The following is a 26,436-nucleotide window of genomic DNA, read 5'->3' on the forward strand; positions in this document are numbered from 1 at the left end:
CCGCTACGGTTCCGGGGGCTTGGAGATATGGGGAACCCAGCGATGGGGAAACTATAGCTCACTGGATTTAGGCTTTACGGTAGGCATACAACTTACGCTTTAGTTCGATTAAGCGATAGGAATTGTGTATATTTCCTGCTCCAATTGGCTGACAAATACCGTGACGGATTCGACGATTTCCACAGAATTTCAACTGGATGAAGCTACCTTTGAAAGGGTTTTCAAGGCCCACTACGGGGCACTGCACGCCTATGCCAATGTGATCCTGAATGATGCAGAAGGGGCCGAGGAGGTCGTTCAGACGATTTTCTTAAAGCTTTGGGAAAAAAGATCCGCTTTGCAAATCACCACTTCACTCAAAGCTTATCTGTATAAGGCAGTCTATCATGACAGCTTGAATCAGCTCAAGCATCAAAAAGTAATACAGCGGCATTGGGAACAAGCACAGTATACGATGAACCAGCAATTGTCAACGGAAAACGTACACATTATGGAAGGTCAGGAAAAAGAATTGATGGATCGCATTCAGCAAACCTTGGATGGGCTACCCGAAAAATGCCGTATGGTGTTCCACTTGAGCCGGTTTGAGGAACTTAAGTATGGCGAAATTGCAGCGCAAATGGGCATATCGCTCAAAACCGTTGAAGCCCATATGTCCAAAGCCCTGAAAACCCTCCGGATGGAACTAGCGGAATTTTTGCCAATGGTAATTTTGACCTTTCAACTTCTCTTCAAGCTATGGAACCCATAAACGACGATCTCCTCATCCGATACCTGCTCAGGGAAACTACTGCCGCAGAAGACAAAGTCGTCCAAACCTGGTTGGAGGCTGATCCAGTCAATGAGAAACGGTATTCCGAACTGCGATGGGTTTGGGGAAATAGTAAAAAGATTGCCCCGGAGGAAAGCCGGGACTCTGAGGAAGCTTGGCAGCGCTTCAAAGTAAGAAGGGAAGCCTTAAAATCCAGTGTGACAAAATCTCGAATAACCTGGTCGTCTCCATGGACAGCAGTAGCTGCCTCCATAGCCTTGCTGATCGGATTTATATGGATATTTACTTTTCTCCTTCCTCACGGCGGACAGGCCTATTTCACTTCTGTAAAGTTAGTATCCGGGAACGAGGTAGTCAATGAACGCTTATTGGATGGATCATGGGTCGTACTCAACAAGCATACCAGCCTGAGTTATTCCCAGCCCCTATTTTCAAAGCAGCGCAAGGTGGAGATGAATGCAGGGGAGGCCTATTTCGATGTGGAGCCAGACCCAAAGAGGCCGTTTGTTATTACCGTTCAGGACCTTAGTATACGGGTGCTGGGGACTTCCTTTCATGTCAAGACCAGTTCAAATGGCCAAGAAGTAATCCTGGAAAATGGATCAGTGGAGGTGGCCTCCGGAACAGAGAAAATAACTCTGGAACCGGGAGAAATGGCCCGTAGGGATATACCAACCCAACAACTCCATAAATCCACCCCGGATAACGAACTGTACAGGTATTATATCAACAACCTCTTTGTGGCAGAAAATATCCCATTGCAGGAGTTGGTTCGGGCACTTAGTGAGGCCTATGGAGTTCCCATCCGAATCGCCGATAAAGCAATGCAAACCCAACCCATCACGACCACTTTACCCTATGGTTCCCTAGACCAAAACCTGGAAGTAATCCAGGAGACTTTAAATGTGCGGATTTTGAAGCAGGAAGAGCAGGTCATTATTGAATAACACTTACCTTTGCAGGTCTATTCTGCGGGTTTAACATGTTCAATACCAAATTTTTTATCCTTTTCTGTGTAATCTTTGCAATAATCCTTTTGCAGGATAAACCCTTGTCTGCTCAACAGCACCTTCAGCAGGAAATTATCTTCGAACCTTCCAGGGAACTTAGCATTCGGGAGGCGCTTCGGCAACTGGAAGAAGGGAATGACTTCTTTTTTTCCTATCCCAGTACTGTGATTGCCGTGGACGATCCTGCACCCCTTGATCATTATTCCGGGACTATTAAAGGATTTCTTACACTGGCCTTGGGGACAGCCTATGAATTCAAAGAAATTCCCGGACATATCATCATCCGCTATGCCCCCAAAATGCTGGATGTGGATGCAGAAATAGAAAAAACCGAAAGGCAAACCACTGTCAAAGGATACATCAGGGATCATCAAAGCCAGGAATCGGTAGCATTTGCCAGCATCTATGAGCGCAGTCAACTGGTCTCTGCGTTGAGTAATCAAGAGGGCTATTTTGAGCTAAAGCTAAAAAATTCACAGTCCTCTATATGGGTAACACTGAGTAAGGAAAACTATAGGGATACCAGCTTTATCCTGCTACCCACGGTGGATATTGCCAGCAGGAACTTTAAAAGTAGGCTTCGATTTTCCCCTCAATCCACGAATGCAGGGGAGGTGGAAGACAGCTTTTTTGGGCGCTTTTTCATAGGTTTCAGGCAGCGGATTCAGCGGATAAACCTGGAAGGTTTCTTTGGGGAAAGCCCTTACCAGGTATCTTTTATTCCCGGAATAGGTTCCCAGGGGATGTTTGGCAGTCAGATGGTCAACCGCTTTTCACTCAATCTTATCGGTGGATATTCGGCAGGCACAGAAGGCTTTGAAACGGCCGGTGTATTCAATATTAATCAACAGGATACCAAAGGGCTGCAAGTGGCCGGACTTGCAAATATGGTGGGTGGTAGTATGCAGGGCATGCAAGTGGCAGGGCTCTATAACACCGTTTACCAAAAGGTAGAAGGGTTCCAGGTTGCCGGACTTTACAACTTGGCCAAATCAGGGGCTAGGGGTTTGCAGGTGGCGGGGCTTTATAACCGTTCGGATTCCACTACCGGTCACCAAATTGCAGGATTAATCAACAAAGCTGAAATCGCAGAGGGAAGCCAAATGGCGGGCCTGTTGAATCTCTCCCCTGGAAATGGGGGGATTATTCAAATGGCCGGACTGATGAATTATTCCGGGGGATCAGTGGAAAGTCAAATTGCAGGATTGCTAAACCATGCATCCCAAGTAAACAGGTTTCAGATAGGGATCATTAATATTGCAGAGTCCAGTGACCACCCCATTGGCCTATTAAATTTAGTAAAAAATGGAAGAAAGAGCGTGTCACTGGCCATGGATGAGTCGGCGGCAATGCAATTGACGTTGCGAACGGGAGGTAGAAAACTATATGGCATCCTAGGGTTGGCCTATTTGCTGGGGAATACCCATACTCAATTTGGCTACGACTTGGGCTTTGGTATAATGATGCTGGACAGGGGCACTTTTTCTTTAGATGCCGAGTGGGTAAACCGGGTAGGGACGGATTTCAGGACACATTCCGATATCACCAACTCCTTTAGATTACTCCCTGCTTATCGTCTATCCCCTGGCACTAAAGTTTTTTTTGGGCCTTCCTTTAATTTTGCGGTGCTGGACTTCAGCCCGGAAAAGAGTGTTCCCGGGCTTGTCCTGGCGGATTACCGTACAGACATCAATATTTACGGGCTTTTTGGAGGTCTAATCGGCGGTATTCAAGTCGCATTTTAATCAATTGTATCAGCAGTGGGTATAGCACTGTAAAGCCACATTCCTATTTATTTAAAGAGAAACTGCCATGCCCGCACCTGGGTGTATCCCGAAAGACAACGTGGTTGTAACTGCACTCTCCCAGGCGGGAATTTAATTTTTTCATTACAATGAGAATTCTGGCCTCAAAGTTGATATGGTCGTTTTAGCAAACCCTATTAAATAAACCTTTAACTATTTGAACCCCTAATAAAAAAAATGAAAAAGATTATTTTATCCATAGAATTTTTAATTCTTGTTCTGTTTTTAATTTCTTTTCTTTTCTGAACAAAAAACAGTAAAGAAAGCATAATTGCTTGCTGGGAAAACCATTCTTTGCCACTGAGGCAGACCCATGGAGAGATATAGAAACACCCGTCAATGGGTCATTTTTAATCGAATCAAGCAATTATCATGTTTTCCTATGCCTCAGGGAACAATCAAGAACATTGACAAAAACCGGACAATTTCTGACCGAAAACGGACAGAAAACTCTGGGAGCCTTACCCGATTATCCGTACGGAAATATATCTTCACCTATCTTGTTGTATCCCTATAGCCATCATTCATGCCACCCCGGTCGGGAAGTTATTTCAGAATGACCATTTGATGAGAGAGTGGCCTACCTGTTTTGATGCTAAATGATAGCGTTGCATTTTGGTTCCCTATCCGCATTATGGAACCCAAGTTTTGGCTTTATCATCCTACCTTTTAACTTTTTTAATATATGCCCATAGTCACTGCATGAAGCTAAAGCGTAAACCATTTTCATCATTAATGTTTTGAATTAGCCAGATTTTGCCGTCTTTGGCGAAGTGGAATCTGGGGGAGTCTTGAAATTGAGGTTATTGTCCTTCTGCTTTCAGTTGAAAGTCTTTATCGTAGACGGTTATATAGACATTTGCCCCCATTCGCTTGGGATACATCCCGGAATAATCATCTTCAAACAAGGTCTCATAATGAATCCGGTAATAGTGTTGCCGATCCGGATCCCAAATGGGAGGGACAAATTCTACATCACCATAGATTCCCTTAAAGATGTCATCTAATTTTCAATACTTAAGAGTTAATCATACTACTGTAATATAAAAACCAATTAACCGCCCCAACTAAAAAACGGCTCCGCTAGAGGAATCTAACGGAGCCATCTCGATTGGCCTGCATTATAGGTCACCCACTACAAATTCAATGTCCACTGTTCTGTTATTAAGGTGCGGAATTAGATTAGGAGCAACATTTTCAGGGTCAACCAGACCTGATTCAGCAATTTTTCGTAGTGAGGCAACCAGCTTTGATCTGTTGAAATGTTCTCCTGGTTTAAAAGAAATCATCGAAAGGATTTTTTCACTATCAGCTTCTTGATTACCAGTGACAAATACTTTATTGATTGTTATTTTATCGCCTTCATAAATATCGAAAATTAGATCTACCGTTCCTGAGTGCTCTTCTTTCTTCACATTAACCGTGAAAAACAGATAACCTTCATCCATGAAAAGAGATGCTAGGTCTGAGCCTTCCGGTTGATAAGAGAGCTTTTGATTAATGGCCGCTTCGTTGAATTGGTCTCCCACCCTAATCCCCACATAATTTGATAAGAATTCACTCGTGTAAAGTGTATTACCATTCCAGGTGATTTTACTGATTACAACGGAATTTTCTGATGCTAAAACTTTGTTAGTTTCGTCAGTTGATTTTTCTACAAATGAAAATGAAACCGCGAGCATTGCCAGACAAGGCACAATCATAATATACCTCAGTAGTTGACTGTTTTTGTTTTTCTTTGTGTTGAGCATTGTTATTCGACGTTTAATGTTGTACATAGAAAATGGATGGGTTAAGGGAATGTGCTCTTCTTTGTTGCTTGATAACCGCAGGATGAGTCTGGAATAGCTATCTAAATCTTGAGTGTTTTGGGTAACTCTTTGATCCACATAAAATTCATGGGTACTATTGAGTTCCTTTTTGATCAGTTGAAGAATCGGGTTGAACCAGCAAACGGTGATGATCAATTCCATCATAATGTTATCAAGGGTATGTCTTTGAAAGATGTGGTTTTTTTCATGCTCAATGACTTGTTGAAATTCAATGGAAGAAATGTTCATTTTATTCATGTTGATAAACACGTAATTCAGGAACACAAAGATTGCTGGGCCACTGTTTAGATGCACGGTTTTGACGTCACTGCATTGTTTGACGCCATACTTCCTTATAAGTGAGCTCACTTTAATTATTGTGCTTACTAGTTTCGAAAAATAAAGTATCATCCCACCGAGATAAGCAATAAAAACTAGGCTAATTAACCAGGGGAAATCTGAGTTCGGAATGTTGGCATTTGAATCCCTACTTAAAGGATCCGATACTTCAGTCATTTGGAGAGGCATTATTTCAGAGGCATGGTTATCCCAAAATGGAATTTGAATGGCTGGAATAATAAAACCCAGTATGGCAGCAGATAGTAGATAAATTCTATTGACCTGAAAGAAGGATAGGTTTCTAAAAAGGCCCAAGAAAAGGAGATAGAATAGGGCGTGGCAAATCGAAACCTCAAATAAATAGATTAACCAGTTAGTCATTTTTCTTTGATTTAAAGTTTTCGATCAAATGAGCAATTTCATTGGCTTCCTCTTCACTGAGTTCATTTTCGCTTGCCATAAATGAAACCACTTTGTCGAAAGACCCTTCAAAAAACTTGGACACGACATTCTTAAGTAGGTTCTTTTTGTATTTGACTCTCGAAATAGTTGGTGAATACTCATGGGTCTTTCCATAAACTTTATGAGATACATAACCTTTTGATTCCAAAATCCTAATAATGGATGAAACAGTAGTGTAAGGAGGTTTGGGATCTGGAAATTTGTCCAAAACGTCGTTAACAAAACCACTTTTAATGTCCCATAGAATCTCAAGTACATTGAGTTCTCTTTCTGTTAATTCTTTCATGTGTTTATAATTGATTTTTATTTGCCACATGGAATCTCGCAATCTATAATCATCCCAATGTGTGACGTGCTCGTCATGCCCTGACTGCCGTCAGGACAGGCTCGATTTCATAGGCGTAAATGTATAACGCATATATGAGTTATACAACTCTAACATGAGTTATTCAACGTTAATTTGAGTTAAAAGTGATTTTTTTCGGGAGATAGGCATGCCAGCAGTTTGCAGCCACAGGAAGTTGCCGATTTCGAAGAGCTAAACTGTCTGCCAGTGCCTAACTTGAATCGGAGAGAACCGTACGTCCGGCAGTTGGGTATTCCCATGTCCATAGTGTGCCAAAATCTACCGATAGAGTGACCGGGTATTTTGGTCACACCATGCCGGTGTTTTTGGTCAAATCGTGCCAGTCTAAAAGATGCTGTCAAGTATTGGAGCGTATTGAATCGGATATTTTTACTGAATAAGTAGGTAAAATATCGGATAATTTTACTAGTATAGTAGGTAAAATATCTGATATTTTTACTATTATTGTGGGAGAGAGCGATTAAGATGAAATCGAGCCTGCCTGGACGGCAGTCAGGCATGATGAGCACGTCACACAATGGGATGATTATAGACTGCGTGATTCTCCCGAAGTGAATTCGGGACAGGCTATGTGGTCGCTGAAAAGAAAATATAAACACATGAAATCGAGCCTGCCTGGACGGCAGTCAGGCATGAGGAGAACCTCACACGGAGGGATGATTATCAAAGCGAGATTCCCCCGAAACGAGTTCGGGGCAGGCTATCTGACCGCTAAAAAAAAATTATAAACAGATGAAAAGAAAACTATATAAAAAGCTATTGCAGCATCTCCCAAAAAAGGAATTTACGATAGTAACTGGAGCTAGGCAAACAGGAAAATCCACCTTATTACATGACCTGAAATTATATTGTATTGGGAAGGGTATTCCTCAGGTTTTTATTAATCTGGAAAACAAAACGTTATTGTCAGAATTGAATGCCAATCCCTTAAATCTCCTCGCATATCTCCCAAACCAAGAGAAGAAGACTGTTGTTTTTTTAGATGAAATACAGTATTTATCTGATCCCTCCAATTTTTTGAAGTTGATTTACGATGAGTTCAAAGACAAGGTGAAAATAGTCGCTAGTGGAAGCAGTGCCTTCTATATTGATTCAAAATTTAAAGATTCACTTGCTGGGAGAAAAAGGATTTTTCATTTGTTGACCTGTGATTTTGAAGATTTCTTGATGCTGCAGGGCAAGTCAGACCTTTGGGAGGAAGTAGTCAGAATCAAAGAACAACCTTTGGCCAAAAGCCTTAAGTTGGATTTGTTACGCCTGGAGTGGGAGGCATATATGCTCTTTGGAGGATATCCGGCAGTAATCACAGAAACCTCCATTCCGGAGAAGAAAGAAATGCTGAAGGAAATAAGGGATTCGTTTATCAAAAGAGATATTATCGAATCAGGTGTCCAAAATGAAGCAGTATTCTACCGTCTATTCCAGGTTCTGGCATCGCAAACAGGCCAATTGGTGAATGTAAATGAATTGGCCAACACACTCAAATCAAGAAACGAAACCATACAAAAATATCTGGAGGTAATGGAAAAATGTTTCCACCTGGCATTAATTCGTCCTTTTTACGCAAATCTAAGAAAGGAGTTGGTGAAAATGCCTAAGGGATTTCTGCTGGATTCAGGATTAAGAAATTGCCTTCTAAATAATTTTGACCCCATCAACCAAAGGTTTGATAAAGGAGAATTGTGGGAACAGGCAGTTTTTAGATTATTGGCTGACAAGTTTGGACTAGATGGTATCAGGTTCTGGAGAACGGCTGATGGTAAAGAAATTGACTTTGTGCTGCTTAACGAAAACCCTCCTATGGCAATAGAGGTAAAATTTGATGAAAGATTGGCAAAAATCAAAAAATACCAATTGTTTGTGGAAACCTATCCGGACTTTAATTTTCAATTTGCAACCATGCAACCTTGGTCAGAAGATTTTTTTAGGAGATTTGTTTGATGGACTGGGGCCCCAATTAGTATAGTGCATGTAAAATATCCTAATTCGTACCTTTTCGAATGCTACGCTCAGAAGGGATTCACAATTCGTAATTCTGAAATCCACTCTCACCCATCCAGCCACTGCTTCAATGCCCCCACCTTCTCCCTACTGACCAAAATGTCGTTATCGTCACAGTCGCAAAGTTTGATTTTTAGGCGGCTGTTGGAATAGGTATGGATTTCTGCAATAGACCCGAAGGAAGCTATGTATTTTCTGTTGAGCCTGAAAAACCGCTTAGGGTCCACCATGCTTTCCAGTTGGTCCAAAGTATAATCCAGGATATATTTTCTCCTGCCCGTGGTTTGCAAAAAGGTGACCTTCTCCTCGCTGAAAAAAAATGCCACCTCAGAGGTCTGTACACTTTGGATTTTTTCCCCAAACTTCACCATAAAACGGCTTTTGTATGCTTTGTTTTGGGGCTGTAGAAGTTCTTTGATTTGGTTTAGGTCTATACTGCTTTTGAGCTTTAGCGTCCGGTATTTTTCAATGGCATTTGCCAGTTCTTGAGGATCAATTGGCTTAAGCAAATAATCCACAGAGTTGAGCTTAAAGGCCTTTATCGCATACTGATCATAGGCTGTGGTAAAAATTATGGGACTGTCCACTTTTACCCTTTCGAAGATATCAAAGCTCAGACCATCGGCCAATTGGATATCACAGAAAATCAGATCCGGGGCAGGGTTGGATTGCAACCACTGGGCAGCCCCTTTAATGCTGTCCAGGTTCCCGAAAATTTCAACTTCAGGCAGTAGTACCGTAATCAGTTGCTTCAACCGGTTGGCGGCCGGTCTTTCGTCTTCTATCAGCAGGATGTTCATCTGTTTATAATTTTTGTTCGCGGTCAACTTGTCCCGGTTCGCTATTGGTATCGGGTTGGCTTGTTTCTCCTGTTTCCCTTTGATATTGTAGCTACCGGGCATCTTTCCTTGGAAAGCCCTATCAGGCTCGGTTTATGTTTTTAAGAGAGGCAATTCAACGATAAACTCCTTTTCGGTTTGCATGATTTTCGGTTTTCGCTCACTCAATATAGCATAGCGTTTTTCAATATTGGATAAGCCAATCCCATTTCCTGCAATTTCTTGGGTAAGTTTTGGCTGCAACCTATTTTTGACCAAAAGGGTGTCCTTCTCCTGCACAATCAAAATTTTTAGAGGCTGCTCCAAGCTGATGATGTTGTGTTTGATGGCATTTTCCATTAGCAGTTGAAGAGAAAGCGGTGGAAGAAAAAACTCTTTGTACTCGTGCACCTCGATAGTGTATTCCAGACTTTTTTCAAACCGGATCTTCTGCAGGCTCAGGAAGTTTTCAGCAAACCCCAATTCCTGTTCCATTGTCACCAGTTCCTCCTCCTGTACTTCTAGCACATACCTGTAGATTTTGGATAGTTGCTGTATAAAAGCAGCAGATTTATCCGGGCTTTCATAGACCAGGTTGGTAAGGACGTTCAGGGAATTGAACAAGAAATGCGGGTTCAATTGGTCTTTAAGGGACTGGTACTGGCTGGCAAGGTTTTCTGATTTGAGCTGCTCAGCTTCAATGGCGGCATTTTTCCATTCATAAAGCCAGGACCGGGCAGTGAATATCGTGATGATGATAAAGGCAATAAATGTTGGTAAGAGGGTGTTTTTCAGAATCCGCATCCAATCAATATTAGTCAGCGTAACCTCTTCTACTGTAATCCATACATAGAAAAAAATCAAAATGAAGCTTACAATAAAAGAATAGATCATGTAAGAAGTGGCCATCAGCAGCAATCTTTTCACCGGTTTTTCTATCCAGGAAATCTTTTTATCAAAATATTCCTCTACTTTGAATCCACCAAAGCTCAACGAAGACGACATCAAAAAAGAGAAAATCCAGTCAGGAACAATGGATCGAATCCCTTCTAAAGACAAAAAACAGCTTGGACAGAAAATCAGCATCAAAATGGTAGAAATCCCAAAATTCAACACAAAAAACCGCTTGGCGGTAACGAAGATGGTGGTTGAACTGTAAAAAGCTTTGCTCATGAATTTTTCTCAAATAGTGGGTCAGTACTAGCCAATGGTTTCATCTGTTTATAATTGTCTTTCAATGGTCAGATAGCCTGCCCCGAACTCGTTTCGGGGGAATCTCGCAATTATAATCATGCCCTGTGTGTCGCTTGCGTCGTGCTCGATTTCTTCATTTGAAAATAAGGTTAAATTAACCCAAACCCAAAAGCATCCTGATTTTGAATTGCAATACCTTCCTGAAACAAGTTCAGGAAGGCTAATTTATCATTTGCAGGTATTTTCTTTCATCCCCAGGGCCATTTCCTTTCCCCAGGTCGGTTGAAAAGCCCCTTTTTCTTTTGTAGCGGCTTCTTTTTCAAAAAGCTGCAGACTGGAATCGACCAGTCCACATGCTTTTTCTGGGCCCTGGCCAAAGAATTGTGCCATGCCCATTTCCATCTGTGCCATCAGGATAATGGCTCTGGGGTTTTGCTTGTTCAGTTCAATGGCTTTGCCGAACGTCTGCATGGCCACCCCGGATAAATGCTGCCCACGGGAATTGGGGTCTACAGACAGTTCACCCATGGTAATAAATCCCTGAATGGCAACAATTTCGGAATTGTCTGGGGAAATTGCGCTGGCCTTATCTGCATGTTTTTTGGCTTGTGCAAATAATGCATCCATCTCCTCCATTCCCCCTGTACTTCTGAATCCGGCATTGGCCAACGCCAAAGCAGCATAATAATCCGGTAGCCATTCTTCGGGCATCATTTCCGCAATCCGGGCAAATCCATTTGCCGATTTTTTAAGCGCTTCAGGGCTTTCTGCAGCTTTCATCTGTTGCAGTTCCTTACGCATGGCCTGTTCATAGGCCTCATTGGATGCTTTGGTCAACAAAGCAATAAGCATCATGACGATAATCGCTAGACTGTACTTTTTCATGGTTTCTGTATTTTATAGGTTATTTAAATTGTTTGCGTTTTTGTCTTTGGAAATGGTCAGGAAAATTCCCAAAAAAAGAAACCTGGGAGCCTGAAGCCGGATTGGTATGCCTTCAAATATCCCTTTTTCATTGGTTTCACTGGCGTATTGGTATCCGAAAATAGTATCCCGGCCAAAGACATTCGAGCAGGCCAAGTGGATTATTAGATTGGGTCTGGGAAGGTAACTCCAACCCAAACTTAGGTCCTGAAAGCTCTTTGTCTTGGCATTCATCTGTCCAGGCAGATTGGGATTATCGTACCTATACCCATCGTTGAAGCTGAAGGATATGCCCAACTGGGACTGTAAGGGCTGAATAAAATGCTTGACCACCACCGATCCGTTATGCCTAGGGGCAAAGGCCGGTTGAACCCTTTCCCGAAATTGGGCAAACTTCCTTTTGCTGTCCACAAAACTATAAGTCACCCAGAAATCCGTGTTTTTGAAACTCTTCCTGTCCCTGAAAAAGAAATCCATCCCCTGAGCATAACCTTCACCGTTTTGTTGGATGCGATCAAACCCCATGGGCATTGGGAGTAGTTGGGCCACATCATAGGTGATGAGTTGCTTGTAGTCTTTATAAAATGCCTCTGCACGTACAGTCCTGCCATTTTTACTCAGGAAATAATTCAATATCAAATGATCGGCCCGGGTATTCTGTAGGTTTTGATCCAATATCCGCAATTGCTCCACTGGCATCTGGCTGAATTTTCCTGCGGCAAGGGAAAGCTGTCCTTCATGCTCAAATTTGAAGGCCAGGGAAACTCTGGGATCAAGCCAGGTTTGATCGGAAAGGCTGCTGTTTCCGGCTCGCAGTCCACCTCTAAAAACCAGTTTATTGCTCACAAAATAATCCGCCTCGGTAAAAAGCACCGCATGGTGGTCTTGGAAACTCCTGTTTAAACCCTCGGATTTAAGTTGTTCTTCATACCTGTAGAGGTAAGATTCCAGGCCTGTTTTTATGGAGAACTTATCCGAAAATTCTTTTATGGCCACAGTCTTGCTATGCAAAACCTGGTTTTGGTTACGGACATTCAGGTGGTCCAATTCAATTTCATCCACATTGTTGGAATAGGAAACCCCTCCATAATAGCTCCAACCATTTTTGCCTATCTGCTTGAATGAACCCTGCCCAAAAGTATAGTGGTTTTGAATACCCACCAATTGGCCCCTGCCCTCTGTACCGGGCATGGGTTGCCAAATTTTCATTCCGTTGGATTCCGTATGGAGATAAGCTTTGACGACTCCGCTTTTGCCCCATTTCTGTCGCCCCGAAACTTCCGCATCCCACCCGTAGGGTGCCCTTTCCCAATCGAAATTTTGCTTGATCAAGGATTGATAGGGTGAAAGGTCAAAAAAGTTGGCAGAAGCAGTGATACTGTTTTTTTCTCCAGCCAGTGTCTGTGTGAATCCCCCTCCAAGGGACATGATACTGATATCGCCTTGATTCCTTAAAGGAAAATCCACGGTATTCAAAGCCAATGCAGATGAAAGTGCCTGGCCATACTCTGCGGAATAGCCCCCTGTGCTGAAAAAAGACCCTTTGAATAAATTGGGGTTAAACCGTGTCCGGGTGGGCACATTAGAGGCCGTAGTGCCGAATGCATTCCCGACTTTGAGGCCATCTATAAATATGGCCGTTTCGCTGGCATCACCACCACGGACAAATAGCCTCCCGTCGTTGCCTACAGTAGCAGAACCTGGCAAAGTCTGGAATGCCCCCACTATATCCCCCATTGCAGAGGGCACAGTTACAATATCTACAGGCCGCAATACCACTGCTTTCTTTTCGTCGGAGGCTTCCATGGCCCCTGCGGAAATAGTCACGGCAGTCATTTCATTGATGGATTCCTTCAGGGTGGGACTGATTTCAAGGGTGCTCCCATCCAGTTCAATTTCAAACTCCTGAGGTTTAACCCCCATGGCTTGGAAAACGAGGGTAAAAACTCCTTTTTCGCCGGTTTGCAGCATATAGGTTCCGTCAATTTCGGAAGAAGTCCCTTCAAAAGTACCCTTTAGAAAGATGTTGACGCCGGGAATGGTGTTTCCTTTTTGGTCTTTGACCAACCCTTTGACCAGGCTCTGACCAAAAATTGGCTGAACCATAAGCATTAAATAGCATGAAATAAGCATCTTCATCGTAATATCCTTTGACCCAAAACTGGGGAGAAAGAACAGCAGAGAAAATTAAAGCTGACTGAACCGTTGGATTTGGGGGATGAAGTGTGGGGTAATTCCGTTAAATGCAGAGCCAAAAGAAATAGCTCCAATGTAAAAGTGATTTAAAAGTACCCCGGTCAGGCAGTAGTTTGCAATTCCTCCCTTCTTTAGGTTATAGGATTTAAAAATTGAGAACCCAATAGGGCATTTGTTATGACCGGGAATAGAACATTATTGCATTGTAGCCGAAAAGACCAACATCCCCAGTAAAGGGTATTCCTTTACACGTTATTACATAAAGTCTGAAAAAAAACGAGATGCATAAAGCTTGGGGAGTTCCTGTATGAATTAATCAACCTTTTGAATCAAAAAAGTTCGACCTACAAAAACCCTTATAGCTTTAAAGGCTCCAAAAAACGCTGCTGACTTTTGATGGCAGGTCCTAAGAAAAAATGTTATTCAACAAAATTAATAAACGCTTTTATAACCTTGAAAAAGAGGATGTAAATCAAAGTGTCAACTAATACCTGTTTAAAGTGCTTTTTTTAGGGGGTATTCCTTTATAAGGCATTCTGCCGGTATTTTCAGTAACTGACTGAATTTTCTGATCATTGTTAATGACAGGGACTGCTTATAATTCAACACCTTGCTGATGGTACCCCTGTCACCGTAGGCCTTTGCAAGGGTGGCAGCATTATAACCAAAATCCTCCATCCGAATTTTGATCATTTCAACAGGATCCACTTCCGGCAAATCCCAAAGCTTTTTTTCGTATTGGGCAATCAGATGGACCAAAAGCATTTTTTCCTTATGTGCTTCCGAACCTTTTTCCGCATCTTTCAACTGCTCATACCTTTTGCTTGCAGCTTCAAAATCAGCTTCTGATTCCAGTAAGAACCAATTATTGTTTTTATTCGTTTTCATCTTCGCCAATGTTTAAATGGTGGTGGCGTCTATCTTATCATATTGATCATGGGTTCCGATAAATCGAACTTCTACTGTTTTTTCTTCAAAATTCACTTCGATCACCAACCGGTATTTATTTCCGACAATTTTATAGTTCTCTCAGCACAATTCTTTTTTCCCTATTGAATTAGGCACTTAATAAATAAATTGAAAACCGGTATAAATCAGATAGGTATATGTTTCCATTTACTCAAATCAGAAAGCAATCTGAGACCTAAGGACGTATTACAGATAAAATCTAACAGTTAAGGAGATTTTTTGGATTATACTCTTAATTTTAAACCTAATTAAATTTCGAGTAATGCTCCAAGAACTCCTCAAAGACCTCCAATCCTCCCTAAAATCCTACAACCAGGGATTAGCCAAACAGAACATGCTGGTGGACATTCCCTGGACCATGGTGGATGGTGAATTGAATATTCAACGGCTTATTTTTCGTAAGGATAAATCTCTGTACATTGTTAAAGAAGGCGAAATACAAGAAAGCAAATGGGAATATCTAGCTGCCATGGATTCCCTGGTGGTAAATGTTGGCGGTAAGAAGCTTCTTTTAAACGAAGTATTTGTTGACGGGAATGCTTTAATTTTAAAGAAGGATGGAATCACCACTGATTTTTTCTGCTTTGTAAACCAAAAGGAAATACCTGATCTAAATTTGGAAGGATACCTGAAAAGAATTAAGGAATTAGAAACTCCCACTAAATTTGAGGAAGTCAGCCAAAATGAATCAGATGCGGACAAGTTTATTATTTTCACCGTAATTTTGGTATTAGTACTTTTTTTAATATGGAGTTCAATGCAGTAAAATCACTTCCTTAAAGCCAATAATATTTGAAATACCCGAAATTTCCCTAAAGCCAGAGATATAATTCGATTGGATCGTTGGATCCTGGTCAGCTTGGGCTTTATTTACCGGGATGTTCGTTTCATTCACCACAGCCTGGGTGGTTAAAAAGCTTCAACGCAACACGGATAGTGAATAGTGTTCTACACTGAACCTACTACTTTAAATTGAATTGGATAAAATAAATTTTTAGGGTCCTTTCTCGGGGCTTTTCACTTCTCATTTGGATTGGTCACTTTAAGCCCTTCAATTTTTTTGAAATCCCCTATATTCCTTGTGAGCAAGGTGAGGTCATAGGTTAAGGCGGTGGCGGCGATGATCTCATCTGGGAGTTTGTTATCCAAGAAATCGATCGCTACATTGGTATCTATTAAATACGCCGATTCCATTCCTCACGGCTATTATTTACGTGCTGCTGAAAGTCACGATACTGCTTCTCAGTTAGATGTAGCTTTCCACGAAGTGAGGACAAACCTGACCCTGCCTCATTTAATTTATCTTTGCTTTCAGAGGGTTTATGCTTTATTTTCTCCAGCCCCAAGTTTTTTATCAGCTCAAGAAAAAAAGCATATTTACTGTCAGGTATCTTTAGCGTAATTAGTTTCATATGTTTGTAATTGTCTTTTCAGCGGTCATATAGCCTGCCCCAGCCTGCCCCGAACTCGCTTCGGGGGAATCTCGCAGTCTATAATCATCCCGTTGTGTGACGTGCTCGTCATGCCTGACTGCCGTCCAGGCAGGCTCGATTTCATAATAAATGAAGAAAAGAGCGTGTTGCTACCCTGCAAAAATACGAAAAACACCGGATTTCGTTCCCTGTAAATCCCAATTACCCTCCCCAAACAAAAAACTCCCCCTCCCCCGAAACTCGCAGAGTTTCGGGGGAGGGGGAGTTTTTTAAGTGGAGCTGGCGGGATTCGAACCCGCGTCCAGATAGGGAAACACCGTACCGTCTACATGCTTAGTCACCTGTTAGATTTTCGACTGCTGTTTGCTGGGTGACACACCGGACAGCAGCTTAGCCACTGGTCTTAGCCCTGCTTAGTAGCCTCACAGGGAGCGGCACTGTCTGATCGACACCCCAACTCCACCCGGACAGCGCGACGGATGGTGGGATGTGGCCGGGGAGCATCTATCGAAACTCAACCCTTTAAGCGTTATCTAAGTCCCCAAAGGGAAAGATTAGGCAGCCATGGCGTAATTAGATTCGCCAATTATGGTTCGTATGAATCTTTCAAGGCCGTACATACTCCAGCCTGCATGCGAGCCCAGTCTTCACTCCTACTGTCAAAACCGGTCAGCCCCATATTCCAAAGAAGCCTACAAAGATAACACAAATTTCGTTCCCTATGGACAATATATTTTTACCAATGCTTTGTTTAGACCTTCTGGCAATCTGACAAGGCCTTCATGAATAGCTCGGTAGGCTGTGCCCCACTGATGGCATATTTCTCGTCTATCACAAAAAATGGAACCGCAGTTACCCCTATCTGCCTGCCTTCGTAGAGATCAGCTTCCACTTTATCCCTGAAGGCGTCTTTTTCAGCCAAGAAATGCTGCAATACGGACTCTTCTATGCCCACTTCCGCCCCCAAGGCTTTCAGTACCTCTAAGTCTCCTATATTTTTGCCCTCCGTAAAATAAGCCTTGAACAGGCGTTCTTCCATCTCATTGGCCAGCCTTTTTTCTTTGGCCAGTTGGATAAGCCTATGGGCCTGAAGGGTATTTGCGTGCTTGGTGTCTTGCATGTTAAAGACCAAGCCCTCCTCCGCAGCAATACCAGTAACCCTGTCTGTCATTTCTAGGGTCTGTTCCATGGACCAGCCTTTTTTCCTGGAAAGGTATTCCAGACTGCTTCCACTCGTTTCCGCAGGTGCCTGGGGATCCAGCAAGAAGCTTTTCCATATCAGCTCCACCTCATTTTCGAGCCCCATTTCCCCAATGGCTTTTTCCAATCTTCGCTTGCCGATATAGCAAAAGGGACAAACCACGTCGGACCAGATTTCTATTTTCATGCTATTTTGTCCGGAAGGTTTCGCTTCTAAAGACGGTTTGGTCACCGGGGAACTGCACATCTGTGCTGTTTTCGGAGGTGACGAAAATCTGTGTGGGTTTAAAACCTATGGTCCTTTCAAAACTGGCTCTTCGGGTATTGGCCATCATGCCACTCCTGTTTTTCAATTCCCCTATATTTCTCACCCCTTGATTTTCGGTATTTATCCATACCACATAGTGTTTTTTGGGAGGGGAAAGCTGTTCAGGCCGTACCAAGTGGTTGACATCCAGGGAAACCCTATAATCGCCATCATCCGTCTTCTTTACCTTGGCTTTAGGCTCTACCCCGGGAACCACTGCTGAGGGTGGGAAGCTGATCCTCTTTGAACAACTGGAGAACAACAGCATCGAAAAGATCAAGGTAGAAATACTCAGGTAAATAAATCTTCTTTTGTGAAATTGCATGTTTTAAACTAATTTATACTTTAAAAGGCATCCAAATCTTTTGGAAATCCTTGTGTTTTTTTTCCCCTAAACTTTAAATTAACAAAAAACAGGCCATAAAGTTGCCGATTTATCACTAGTTTACGGTTGGGAAGGAGCCAAATTCCTTATTTTCAAGTAATAAATTCATGAACCTATTAGCACAGCTTATTGGTATGCTATGCATATCCACCATGCAAAACGACTCAACAAATAGTAATGCTCTTTGGTCGGTAAGGCAACTTACCAGTATCGATCAACACCATGAATTAGACCATAACGATAACTTTTCTTTTGATGACCAATGGCTGGCCTTCGATGCCAGACCCCATCCAGATGGGATAGCCCAAAATACCAGCATAGGAAAGGTAAACGTGGCCACTGGGGAGACAAAAGTAATTTACCAGACTAAAAATGCTACCCGTTTTGGACCTGGAGTCGGGGCTGTAAGCTACCACCCCACACTTCCGCAGGTGATTTTTATCCATGGACCGGAAGCAGCCAATGAGGAATTTCCCTATGCAGGGCACAGAAGGGTGGGAGCCATAGTGGATGAAAACTCTGGGGAAATGGCCTATATGGATACCAGAAATATACTTCCCCCTTATATTCCTGGGGCTTTGCGGGGAGGTACACATAGACATCAGTGGAGTGCTGACGGCAATTGGATAGGTTTTACCTACAACGATGCTATCATGGTAGACTTGGAGAAGAAAACAGGAAAGAAGCAGGATCTCAGAACGGTGGGTGTTGCCCACAGGGAGGGGCCTAAGGTTGTAGTCCCAGAGGGTAGGGGGCAAATACAAGGCCATTGGTTTTCAGCCCTTTTGGTCCAAGTACATGCAGATCCCCAACCTGGCTCCGGAGAAATTGGCAAGGCCTACGGGGATTGGTGGGTAGGGGAAAAAGGTTATCCCACACCATCTGGGGGACAACAAAGGGCCAGAGCCTTTATGGGTGATTTGGTGAATTCAAAAGGTGAGACATTTACGGAGGTATTTATGGTGGATGTCCCTGATCGGCTTGACCAGGAAGGGGAATTTGGCCCGTTGGCAGGTACCGATACCAGCATGCCCGCTCCTTCCAAAGGTGCCTTGGTACATAGGCTTACCCATACAGAAGAAAGACATTACCCTGGAATTGCCACGGAGGTACGGCATTGGCTTACATCCTCTCCCTGTGGAACCTGGATAAGTTATTTGGCAAAGGACGAGAATGGAATTATTCAGGTATTCCTGGTTTCCACCAAAACCAAGGATTCTTTTCAAGCCACTCATCACGGTTCCCATGTGCAGGGCACTGTGCGGTGGCACCCATCCGGAGAAGCATTTGCCTATTTGCAGGATAATAGCATCTTTTTGGCGGATTTTTCTTCTAATGGCAAGGCTGAAAACCATAGAAGGATCATCCCCAGGAGTCATGAGGCTCCTTTTTCCCTCTGCTGGTCAAGAAGCGGCGATATCCTGGCTTTTAACAGGTATGTGTCCACTTCCAAGGGTAGATGGATGCATATTTTTCTTGCCAGCCCTGAGGTTGAATAAGGCTTTGGAAATTCCTTTTAGGATAAGCGATAGTATGTTTTCAAGGGAATTGCGCAAATCCCAAATTTGGCAGCAGTAGTGGATAGGGGGTAGTTTTGATTACCAGGCGTTTTTTTAGGGACTAAAAGTCCCATACCCACGATAAAAATCTAGTTTTTTAACTCATACCACTCAATTTCCCCCAAGGGAGGCTTGCGTCCCCTTTTTTTCGGGGCGTAGTTTTCGGCAAGGTAATCGAGGATGATGTCCTCATGTTCGCCTAGGTCCCAGAGGTTCTGGGTTTCCTGCATCCAGCGTATCATCTTTTTCCAGCCTTCCCGGTCAGCTGCATTTTGGGTGATGATCTTGGCAGAGTGGCAGGCTGTACAGTGCCCAATAACCAACTTCAATCCCTCCCCCTCTATCAGGCCTGTTTCAGCATGAATACCATTCTCAATCCTTCCCCCAATTTGTTCTTCAGGAATGGGAGCATCGGCATCCCTGAACCCATCTTCCCGTTGGGAAATTTCCTCTTCTTCAAAAAAGAACAATAACCCCAGGATCACTAATACGATGATCAGCAAGGCTATGAGTATTCCGGTGTTTCTTTTTACGTTTTTTCTGTTTTGTCTTATCATAGCTAGGTGACTTTAATGGCTATTCTATGGCAGGAATTGTTTATATACCCTTTTGGGTTCCACCCGGGAGTTAGCATGGGCTGTGCCGCCCCGGTATTATCGGTTGCCTTTACCCATATTTCATAATATCCCTTTTTCGGGAAGTCTATTTCGGCATCAAAGTGTTGCCATGCAAATCTGTTTTTTGGGGCTGCGGTACGGCAAGGTTTCCAGGATGCCCCGAAATCTATGGAATATTCCGTTTTAGAAATGCGCTCCTCGGCTGTCCAGGCATGCCCCCTGATGGGGAGTTTTTGACCCTCCTTGATCATGGCACCGATTTTTGGGTAGGTAATCAGGGACTTAACGGGCATTTTCTCTATGACACACATTTTCTCATTGGGTACCGAAGTGCCTGGTTCCACGGTCTCACAGGGAATGGAGTAGGAGGGTGGGGCCATTTTTTCGCCATCATGGATTTTGTCCCTGATTGAAAGGCCATTTATCCATTTACCCGAAACAGATGCCGGAAAACCAGATGCAATTAGGCGAAGTGGGTGACCATGAACGAGGGGAATATCTTTACCGTTCATTTGAAAGGCAAGTATGGTTTCGTCCTCCATCGCTTTTTCTATGGGAATTCCCCTGGATATGGGTTCCTTGTTAGGATCCCTGCTTAAATGGGTGTCGGCTGCATGGTATCCTACATATATGGCGTTTGCCTTTACTCCTACCTCATTCAGGAGGTCCCTTAACCTAATTCCGGTCCATTCCGCGCAAGAAACTGCACCTATGGTCCATTGGTTTCCATCCGCTGGAGGGAAATACTCCGCCCTACCATTTCCGCCACACTCCAAGACCAGCTGATAGGTGTGTTTGGGGAATTTCTCTTTTAACTCCTTCAGGCTATACGTCTTTTCCTGATTTACCGCTTCACCCCGTATCGTCAATGACCAATTTTCCACATCAATGGATTCCGGTACCAAACCATTGTTCCGGATAAACATTTTATCGTCTGGGGTTACCTTGTCATCTAGCAGATGGGCTTGTGCTTCCACATTCCAGGGTTGGTCGTTGAGGGTGACCATGTCGGGATGCTTACCAAAAAGGGATTGGGGGTCCTTGGCCTCCAAGGCAATGGGAATATAGCCTCTGGGCAGGGCAAAGACAATATCTGCACCTAGCAGGGCTGCAAATCCGCTTATCCCTGCCTTTCTTAAGAATTTTCTTCTCTCTTGCCTTGACTGCTGCTTTTTCATGTGTTTATATTTTCTTTTCAACGGTCACATAGCCTGCCCCTGCCTGCCCCGAACTTGCTTCGGGGAACTTGTTTCGGGGGAATCTCGCCATGATAATCATCCCTCCGTGCGTCGCTTGCGTCATGCCCTGACTGCCGTCAGGACAGGCTCGATTTCATGTTCAACTTAGTGATGACTATTTCTATTTTTGGGGAATAAAGTAGTGGAACTAAATTAGGATCGAATAAGGAGATAACAAATAACTTGGGGCAGACGTTTTATCGTTTTTATCAAAAAACATTGAAATAGGCATTCAGTTCACTTGACATAGTGGTCTTTTCCTGGAGGTCCTTGATGGCCAAGCCCTTTTCCAGAAGGACTATGCGGTCACAGATTTCTGTGACGTGGTTTAAGTCGTGGCTTGAAATCAAAAAGGTGACCATATTTGTAGCCTTTTCTTCGAGGATTAGTTTTTTGAGTCGGATTTGGGAGCTGGGGTCTAAATTCTCAAAGGGTTCGTCTAACAAAACAGCCTCTGGGTGGCCAAGCATGGCTGCAGCTATTCCCACTTTTTTGGAATTGCCCTTGGAAAGGTCCCGGATATATTTTTTTTTCCCCAATATTTCATCGTTAAAAAGCTCCTTAAATTTGTCCAAATGGACTTCCAGGTCTTGATTTGACAGGCTATAAATTTTTTTTAGTGCATCAAAATACTCATCGGGAGTAAGATATGGAAGCAGCATGTGCTCATCCAAGTAGGCCCCCACCTTGCTTTTCCACTGTTCGGTTTTGCTCACATCCTCATCGTCAATCAGTACTTGGCCTTCTGTGGCCCTTACCATGTCTAGGATAATTCTGAAAAAGGTGGTTTTCCCTGCCCCATTATTGCCTACTAGCCCAAAGCATTCGGACTTGGGTATGGTGAGTTGGGGTATGTCCAAAACGGTGACGTCCTTATATATTTTTTTCAGCTTTTCTATTTTGATCATAACTCTTGTCTAAAAGAAGATGAGATTTCATACCTGTTTCTAAGTACTTTTTTTACGGATATATCAGAAAGTTTGGGAAAGGCAATCAAGCCACCTAAACCCAGCAAGGCCAGGGCCAGCAGCCCGGCGTAATCACTTACCAAAATGGAGATTGGCAGGTAAATCAAATAAGGGATACCCAGTATGGGAATGATCATTAGGAACTGTGCTATACCCACACCCTCGTAGTTGAAAATGGCCCCCTTGTTAAGGTCCATGGGCTTGGGTTTCCAAAGGGCAAAATAAATAACCAAGTGAATGGTAATGCCCAGGTTAAAAAGGAAGGTGGCCAGATGAACCCAAAGCACTTCCCAGCCGAAAAAAACATAGGGCAGCGAAAGAAGGAAACAGGCCAGGGAAATACCCATGAAAAGCAGGTATTTTCCCTTTACTAGGGCTTCCAATCCTTTGCGCTGAAAAATAAAGAAATCAAACATGGAGCTGTTCCAACTTAAGAAAAGCTGGCCATACTGTAGGATAAAAATTCCAGTGACAAATATCCCCACAAAGATGTAAATATTGGCGATACCATCTACGGTTTGGTACATGGGGTTGGTGTAAAAAATCAAACCATAGAGAAGGAAAAACAGGCAAATAGTCAGGTAGGTCCTGCTTTTTTTGTGGCGCAGGATTAGCTTCCACTCGAGGCTGGCCATCTCTCCTGCCAAACCAAACTTGGAAAGAATACCAAAATTGGTGGAGTTTAAGGCGAATTGATCCTCCTCGCTTAGTTTTTCCAAGTAGGCATTTTGCCGATAAAAAGCAAAACAAAGGAAATAGCTAAGGACCATTACCATGCTGAGTAGCACTACAGGAACAGCAGATTCCAGGGCAAATGTAAATATGGGCTCAAAAAACGCCCCTATATCCAACCAACCCAAATAGGTGCTGCCGGAACCTAACAGCAAAAGGCAGAAGATGACCAGGATTACCACAAAACTGTCTTCAAATCGCTGTTTGAACCAAAGCATCACCCAGTGTATGGTCCAGCTCGTGAGAAGTACCGAGCCCAGCCACACACCTGCGGAAACCGATCCATAAACTTCCGCAATTTCCATTATCGCAAAGGGGCCAAAAAGGAGCAGGGGAAGAATGGTAAGTGGGGAAATAAATGAGCTGACTAGGAGGTAATGGATAATTCCGGACTTCGCCACAGGTAGGTGAAGGAAATGTTCCAATGAAAATACCGGCAGTTGTTGAATGAAATACCGATAAATAATTTCAAAAAGAAAAAAGAAAACCAGATAGCTGTTCAAGAAAACAGTGTTGTCCGCAGGGCTGAAAAACTCAGAAATCAAGTAGTTGAGCGCCAATCCCATAAGCAGCAAATAGGCCAAAACCAATAAGCCCAAAAAAGCCAAAAATATCCCGATGGCAAGGCTTCTGGCAAATGAGGTGGAGCGTAACCTTTTTAGTAGTTCTAGCTGTATAAAGGTTTTGATCATAAGGGTTGGTTATGGATGCGGCCAAATTTTCCGCTTTTGGATTTGTCTGAAAAATAAGAAAAAATTCCCAACAACCCTTGGGATGCAGACATTTGTATGGGTTTATTATTGGACTGGGCAGTTTTCCTATTACGCTCCTTTGATAAACTGTCCCTATTGGTTTCAGGTTCCTGTTATTAATAAACCTGACTCAAGGAATTAAAGAATAGGGGATTAAAATGGTCTTTCCACCACTTTCATTTCAGCCCCACGATGATTTCTCTCCACCCGGCCCTAATTTGAACTCAATAAGAAATTATACCCCAATCCCCCAAATATGGTAAATTGATCTGCGGGATTATAACTCAATTTTCCACCTATTCCCCCATAGGGCAATCCGGCAACTATATCAAAAGCTGCTTGGTCCATGGCGGAACTTTTGTGCTGTGATTGTACGGGCACTGTGACTATCGTCGATAGAAAAATAACGATTAATAAATTTTCACCCTAAAATAAGGTGCTTTTCAAACCAGGTTTTGGGAAGAAATAGACGAAAGAAAGGAACAGTTACCTCTTGTTGCAAACCAGATTTTTTTAAATTTACCGGATGTCCAAGCCAAATCTTTCCTCCACACCCATCAGCCTCCAGCCCATGCGGCCCCAAGACCTAGAAGTGGCCATGGCACTAAAGAACGCAGAGGGCTGGAACCAGACCCTTGAGGATTGGAATCTATTCCTTCAATGCAATCCGGATTTATGCCTTGGTGCCAAAGTAAAGGATAGGTTGGTAGGTACCGTGACCGCACTTGCCTTTGAACAAAAAGTGGCATGGATCAGTATGATGCTAGTGCAAAAGGAATACAGAGGGAGGGGTATTAGCAAGTTGCTGCTTAAAGAGATTATCGAAAGACTGGGAAATTGCTCATCCATCAAGCTGGATGCCACACCTGCGGGATACCCAGTGTATGAGTCCTTGGGATTTGTAGAGGAATTCGCATTGGCAAGGTATGTCCTTGATGTGGATAGGTATCCTATCAAACCCCTTGAAGGAAGCGCCCTGATGCCAATACAAACATCAGACCTTAAGGGCTTAATCCAATGGGATAGTCCTTACTTTGGGGCAAACAGGAGTGTGGTACTTAATCATCTCCATAGCCTAGCACCTGAATTAGCTTGGTATACAGAAAACGAGGGGGAGGTATTGGGGTATGTGCTGGGCAGACCAGGAACCCGTTTCACCCAAATTGGCCCCTTGGTGGCCAAGGATAGCAGAATCGCTAATCAATTACTATTTAAAGCTGTTTCCCAAATTTCAGGAGGAAAGGTGGTGATGGACCTTTGCAAACATCAAACGGAACTAGTCAAAACCACAGAGGGTGCGGGCTTCGAAAAACAGAGAGACCTTTATCGCATGTATTTCAAAAGTAATGCTTTTGCAGGCCGACCGGAAAACTACTTTCTTGTGGCTGGCCCCGAGTTGGGATAATTAGCCTGTTTTTTGTGCTTTCATAGTAGCTGATTAACTTTGCAGCCCTTTTGAACCAATCCAAGATAGCGTTTTGCAATCGAGCCTGCCTGGACGGCAGTCAGGCATGAGGAGCACGTCACTCGGGGGGATGTCCCCCCGATAGCTACGGGGCATGGCGTGATTCCCCCGAACCAAGTTTGGGGTATGCAGGGGCAGGCTATATGACCGCTAAAAGACAATTACAACATATGAAATCGAGCATGACGAGCACGTCACACACAGGGATGATTATCGTTGCGAGATTCCATGTGACCAATAAGAAACAATTATAAACACATGAAACAAGCATTTATTATTTTCCTCTTTTTTAGTAGTTGTTTTCATCTCCAAGCACAAATCCTCAATATTGAAAATCTGAGGATGAAAAAAGACACGGCCAGGACATTTATGGTTAAGACCACTGCGGGTCTGAATATGTTCAACCGTAGTGCAGGGGTGGATGATCCGGTGAATTTATTTGGCTATAACCTTGATGTTAACGCCCTATACTATCCCAATGAGCATGCCTATGTCCTTGTTTCCAAGCTGGACTATCTGAGGATTAATGAAAATGATTTTCTTAATTTTGGTTTTGCCCATATGAGAATGAATCTATTCCGGGACAAAAAGGTCAACTACGAGATTTTCACACAATACTCTTTCGACAACTTTAGGGGACTAGACCCACGACTGTTGGCAGGAGGATCTTTTCGTATAAACCTTATCGATAACCAGAAAACAAGACTGATCCTTGGTTTGGGTGGATTCTATGAATGGGAAACCTGGAGGCACCCCTATGAGGAGCAAATTGTGGAAATAGACCTTGTGAAAAGCTCAAACTACCTTTCTTTCAGGGCTACCCTGAATGAGTATGTGGATATCAATACAGTAAACTACTATCAGGTGGGGTATGACCCTATGATATCGGATTTCAGGCATAGGATAAGCAGTAGTACGGTGCTAAACACCAAGATAAGTGACTGGCTATCCTTTACCAACACTTTTGAAATCAACTATGAAAATAGACCTGTAGTCCCTATTACCAATTTGATTTTTTCCTTTAGGACTGGGCTTTCCTTTGATTTTTAGGGAGGGAAAACATCAGCAGGAATATCACCGAAAAATGAAGGGGCTTGGTCTAAGAAAAGGAT

At 43.2% G+C, this 26,436-nt stretch carries 26 protein-coding genes and 1 other RNA gene; 8 read left to right on the forward strand and 19 right to left on the reverse strand.

The genetic code is table 11. The features are described 5' to 3' along the window. The first annotated feature begins 160 nt into the window (after positions 1–160). From DB520_RS25580 to DB520_RS25590, 3 genes are read left to right on the forward strand one after another with little or no spacing between them, the layout of a single operon-like run. Entirely contained in the window at positions 161–751 is a 591-nt protein-coding gene (locus DB520_RS25580; RefSeq protein ID WP_114752660.1) for an RNA polymerase sigma-70 factor, read from the forward strand. Next, a complete protein-coding gene (locus DB520_RS25585) occupies positions 739–1,719 on the forward strand; it encodes a FecR family protein (RefSeq protein WP_114752637.1) in 981 nt (326 codons plus the stop codon). The genes DB520_RS25580 and DB520_RS25585 overlap by 13 nt, the downstream gene beginning before the upstream one ends. Positions 1,720–1,754: 35 nt before the next feature. Then, positions 1,755–3,527 carry a peptidase associated/transthyretin-like domain-containing protein gene (locus DB520_RS25590; RefSeq protein WP_114752638.1) on the forward strand — a complete coding sequence of 591 codons (1,773 nt, stop codon included), beginning with the start codon at positions 1,755–1,757 and terminating at the stop codon, positions 3,525–3,527. 863 nt (positions 3,528–4,390) lie between these two features. On the opposite strand, the gene DB520_RS27730 is transcribed toward DB520_RS25590, so the two are convergent. The 3 genes from DB520_RS27730 to DB520_RS25605 all read right to left on the reverse strand — a co-directional run bounded on the left by DB520_RS27730 (position 4,391) and on the right by DB520_RS25605 (position 6,485). Then, complete coding sequence (locus tag DB520_RS27730; protein WP_114752639.1) at positions 4,391–4,585, reverse strand: DUF4221 family protein; 195 nt, start codon at positions 4,583–4,585, stop codon at positions 4,391–4,393. Between the two features lie 123 nt (positions 4,586–4,708). After that, entirely contained in the window at positions 4,709–6,118 is a 1,410-nt protein-coding gene (locus DB520_RS25600; RefSeq protein ID WP_114752640.1) for a M56 family metallopeptidase, read from the reverse strand. Further along, a complete protein-coding gene (locus DB520_RS25605; protein ID WP_114752661.1) occupies positions 6,111–6,485 on the reverse strand; it encodes a BlaI/MecI/CopY family transcriptional regulator in 375 nt (124 codons plus the stop codon). Before DB520_RS25605 ends, DB520_RS25600 begins: the two co-directional genes overlap by 8 nt. 813 nt (positions 6,486–7,298) lie before the next feature. Here DB520_RS25605 and DB520_RS25610 point away from each other — a divergent pair. Then, on the forward strand, positions 7,299–8,507 hold the full coding sequence (locus DB520_RS25610) for an ATP-binding protein (protein WP_114752641.1): 1,209 nt from the start codon (positions 7,299–7,301) through the stop codon (positions 8,505–8,507). Positions 8,508–8,614: 107 nt separating this feature from the next. Here the strand turns inward: DB520_RS25610 and DB520_RS25615 are convergent, their stop codons facing one another. The 6 genes from DB520_RS25615 to DB520_RS25640 form a co-directional block, all read right to left on the reverse strand. Continuing rightward, positions 8,615–9,367, reverse strand: a complete 753-nt coding sequence (locus tag DB520_RS25615; RefSeq protein ID WP_114752662.1) for a LytR/AlgR family response regulator transcription factor — start codon at positions 9,365–9,367, stop codon at positions 8,615–8,617. Between the two features lie 132 nt (positions 9,368–9,499). Then, a complete protein-coding gene (locus tag DB520_RS25620) occupies positions 9,500–10,558 on the reverse strand; it encodes a sensor histidine kinase (protein WP_114752642.1) in 1,059 nt (352 codons plus the stop codon). A gap of 249 nt (positions 10,559–10,807) precedes the next feature. After that, positions 10,808–11,464 (reverse strand): hypothetical protein, encoded by a 657-nt coding sequence (locus DB520_RS25625; protein ID WP_232835155.1) that lies wholly within the window; start codon positions 11,462–11,464, stop codon positions 10,808–10,810. Positions 11,465–11,476: 12 nt separating this feature from the next. Continuing rightward, the gene (locus DB520_RS25630) at positions 11,477–13,609 is read right to left on the reverse strand and encodes a TonB-dependent receptor (protein ID WP_232835156.1); all 2,133 of its coding nucleotides are present in this window, start codon (positions 13,607–13,609) and stop codon (positions 11,477–11,479) included. A gap of 585 nt (positions 13,610–14,194) precedes the next feature. After that, entirely contained in the window at positions 14,195–14,587 is a 393-nt protein-coding gene (locus DB520_RS25635) for a helix-turn-helix domain-containing protein (RefSeq protein ID WP_114752644.1), read from the reverse strand. A 12-nt stretch (positions 14,588–14,599) separates the two neighbouring features. Continuing rightward, positions 14,600–14,716 (reverse strand): type II toxin-antitoxin system HigB family toxin, encoded by a 117-nt coding sequence (locus DB520_RS25640; RefSeq protein WP_114752645.1) that lies wholly within the window; start codon positions 14,714–14,716, stop codon positions 14,600–14,602. Positions 14,717–14,930: 214 nt separating this feature from the next. Here DB520_RS25640 and DB520_RS25645 point away from each other — a divergent pair, with 214 nt between their 5' ends. Further along, positions 14,931–15,434, forward strand: coding sequence for a hypothetical protein (locus DB520_RS25645; RefSeq protein ID WP_114752646.1), 504 nt, complete (start codon positions 14,931–14,933; stop codon positions 15,432–15,434). Between the two features lie 251 nt (positions 15,435–15,685). On the opposite strand, the gene DB520_RS27115 is transcribed toward DB520_RS25645, so the two are convergent. From DB520_RS27115 to DB520_RS25665, 5 genes are all read right to left on the reverse strand, one after another. Next, entirely contained in the window at positions 15,686–15,862 is a 177-nt protein-coding gene (locus DB520_RS27115) for a PIN domain-containing protein (protein ID WP_198675460.1), read from the reverse strand. After that, on the reverse strand, positions 15,844–16,080 hold the full coding sequence (locus DB520_RS27415) for a hypothetical protein (protein ID WP_114752647.1): 237 nt from the start codon (positions 16,078–16,080) through the stop codon (positions 15,844–15,846). The genes DB520_RS27115 and DB520_RS27415 overlap by 19 nt, the downstream gene beginning before the upstream one ends. A 292-nt stretch (positions 16,081–16,372) precedes the next feature. Further along, positions 16,373–16,778: a transfer-messenger RNA gene (gene ssrA / locus DB520_RS25655) on the reverse strand. Positions 16,779–16,852: 74 nt separating this feature from the next. Beyond that, positions 16,853–17,488 carry a DsbA family oxidoreductase gene (locus DB520_RS25660; RefSeq protein ID WP_114752648.1) on the reverse strand — a complete coding sequence of 212 codons (636 nt, stop codon included), beginning with the start codon at positions 17,486–17,488 and terminating at the stop codon, positions 16,853–16,855. 1 nt (position 17,489) lies between these two features. Beyond that, positions 17,490–17,933 (reverse strand): hypothetical protein, encoded by a 444-nt coding sequence (locus DB520_RS25665; RefSeq protein WP_114752649.1) that lies wholly within the window; start codon positions 17,931–17,933, stop codon positions 17,490–17,492. 167 nt (positions 17,934–18,100) lie between these two features. On the opposite strand from DB520_RS25665, the gene DB520_RS25670 reads away from it, so the two are divergent. Then, positions 18,101–19,492, forward strand: coding sequence for a DUF3748 domain-containing protein (locus tag DB520_RS25670; protein WP_232835157.1), 1,392 nt, complete (start codon positions 18,101–18,103; stop codon positions 19,490–19,492). 149 nt (positions 19,493–19,641) lie between these two features. Here the strand turns inward: DB520_RS25670 and DB520_RS27120 are convergent, their stop codons facing one another. The 5 genes from DB520_RS27120 to DB520_RS27520 all read right to left on the reverse strand — a co-directional run bounded on the left by DB520_RS27120 (position 19,642) and on the right by DB520_RS27520 (position 24,207). Continuing rightward, positions 19,642–20,109 carry a hypothetical protein gene (locus DB520_RS27120; protein ID WP_198675461.1) on the reverse strand — a complete coding sequence of 156 codons (468 nt, stop codon included), beginning with the start codon at positions 20,107–20,109 and terminating at the stop codon, positions 19,642–19,644. Between the two features lie 2 nt (positions 20,110–20,111). Continuing rightward, on the reverse strand, positions 20,112–21,347 hold the full coding sequence (locus DB520_RS25680; RefSeq protein ID WP_114752650.1) for a sulfite oxidase: 1,236 nt from the start codon (positions 21,345–21,347) through the stop codon (positions 20,112–20,114). Between the two features lie 269 nt (positions 21,348–21,616). After that, positions 21,617–22,315: an ABC transporter ATP-binding protein gene (locus DB520_RS25685; RefSeq protein ID WP_114752651.1), complete on the reverse strand. Its 699-nt coding sequence runs from the start codon at positions 22,313–22,315 to the stop codon at positions 21,617–21,619. Further along, on the reverse strand, positions 22,312–23,799 hold the full coding sequence (locus tag DB520_RS25690; protein ID WP_114752652.1) for a DUF5687 family protein: 1,488 nt from the start codon (positions 23,797–23,799) through the stop codon (positions 22,312–22,314). Before DB520_RS25690 ends, DB520_RS25685 begins: the two co-directional genes overlap by 4 nt. A gap of 273 nt (positions 23,800–24,072) precedes the next feature. Then, the gene (locus tag DB520_RS27520; RefSeq protein ID WP_262511333.1) at positions 24,073–24,207 is read right to left on the reverse strand and encodes a hypothetical protein; all 135 of its coding nucleotides are present in this window, start codon (positions 24,205–24,207) and stop codon (positions 24,073–24,075) included. 178 nt (positions 24,208–24,385) lie between these two features. On the opposite strand from DB520_RS27520, the gene DB520_RS25695 reads away from it, so the two are divergent. Then, a complete protein-coding gene (locus DB520_RS25695; protein WP_114752653.1) occupies positions 24,386–25,264 on the forward strand; it encodes a GNAT family N-acetyltransferase in 879 nt (292 codons plus the stop codon). Positions 25,265–25,582: 318 nt separating this feature from the next. Further along, complete coding sequence (locus DB520_RS25700; protein ID WP_114752654.1) at positions 25,583–26,374, forward strand: DUF481 domain-containing protein; 792 nt, start codon at positions 25,583–25,585, stop codon at positions 26,372–26,374. Positions 26,375–26,436 lie beyond the last annotated feature (62 nt).

Source organism: Pleomorphovibrio marinus (assembly GCF_003347495.1).
GTDB classification, from domain to species: domain Bacteria; phylum Bacteroidota; class Bacteroidia; order Cytophagales; family Cyclobacteriaceae; genus Pleomorphovibrio; species Pleomorphovibrio marinus.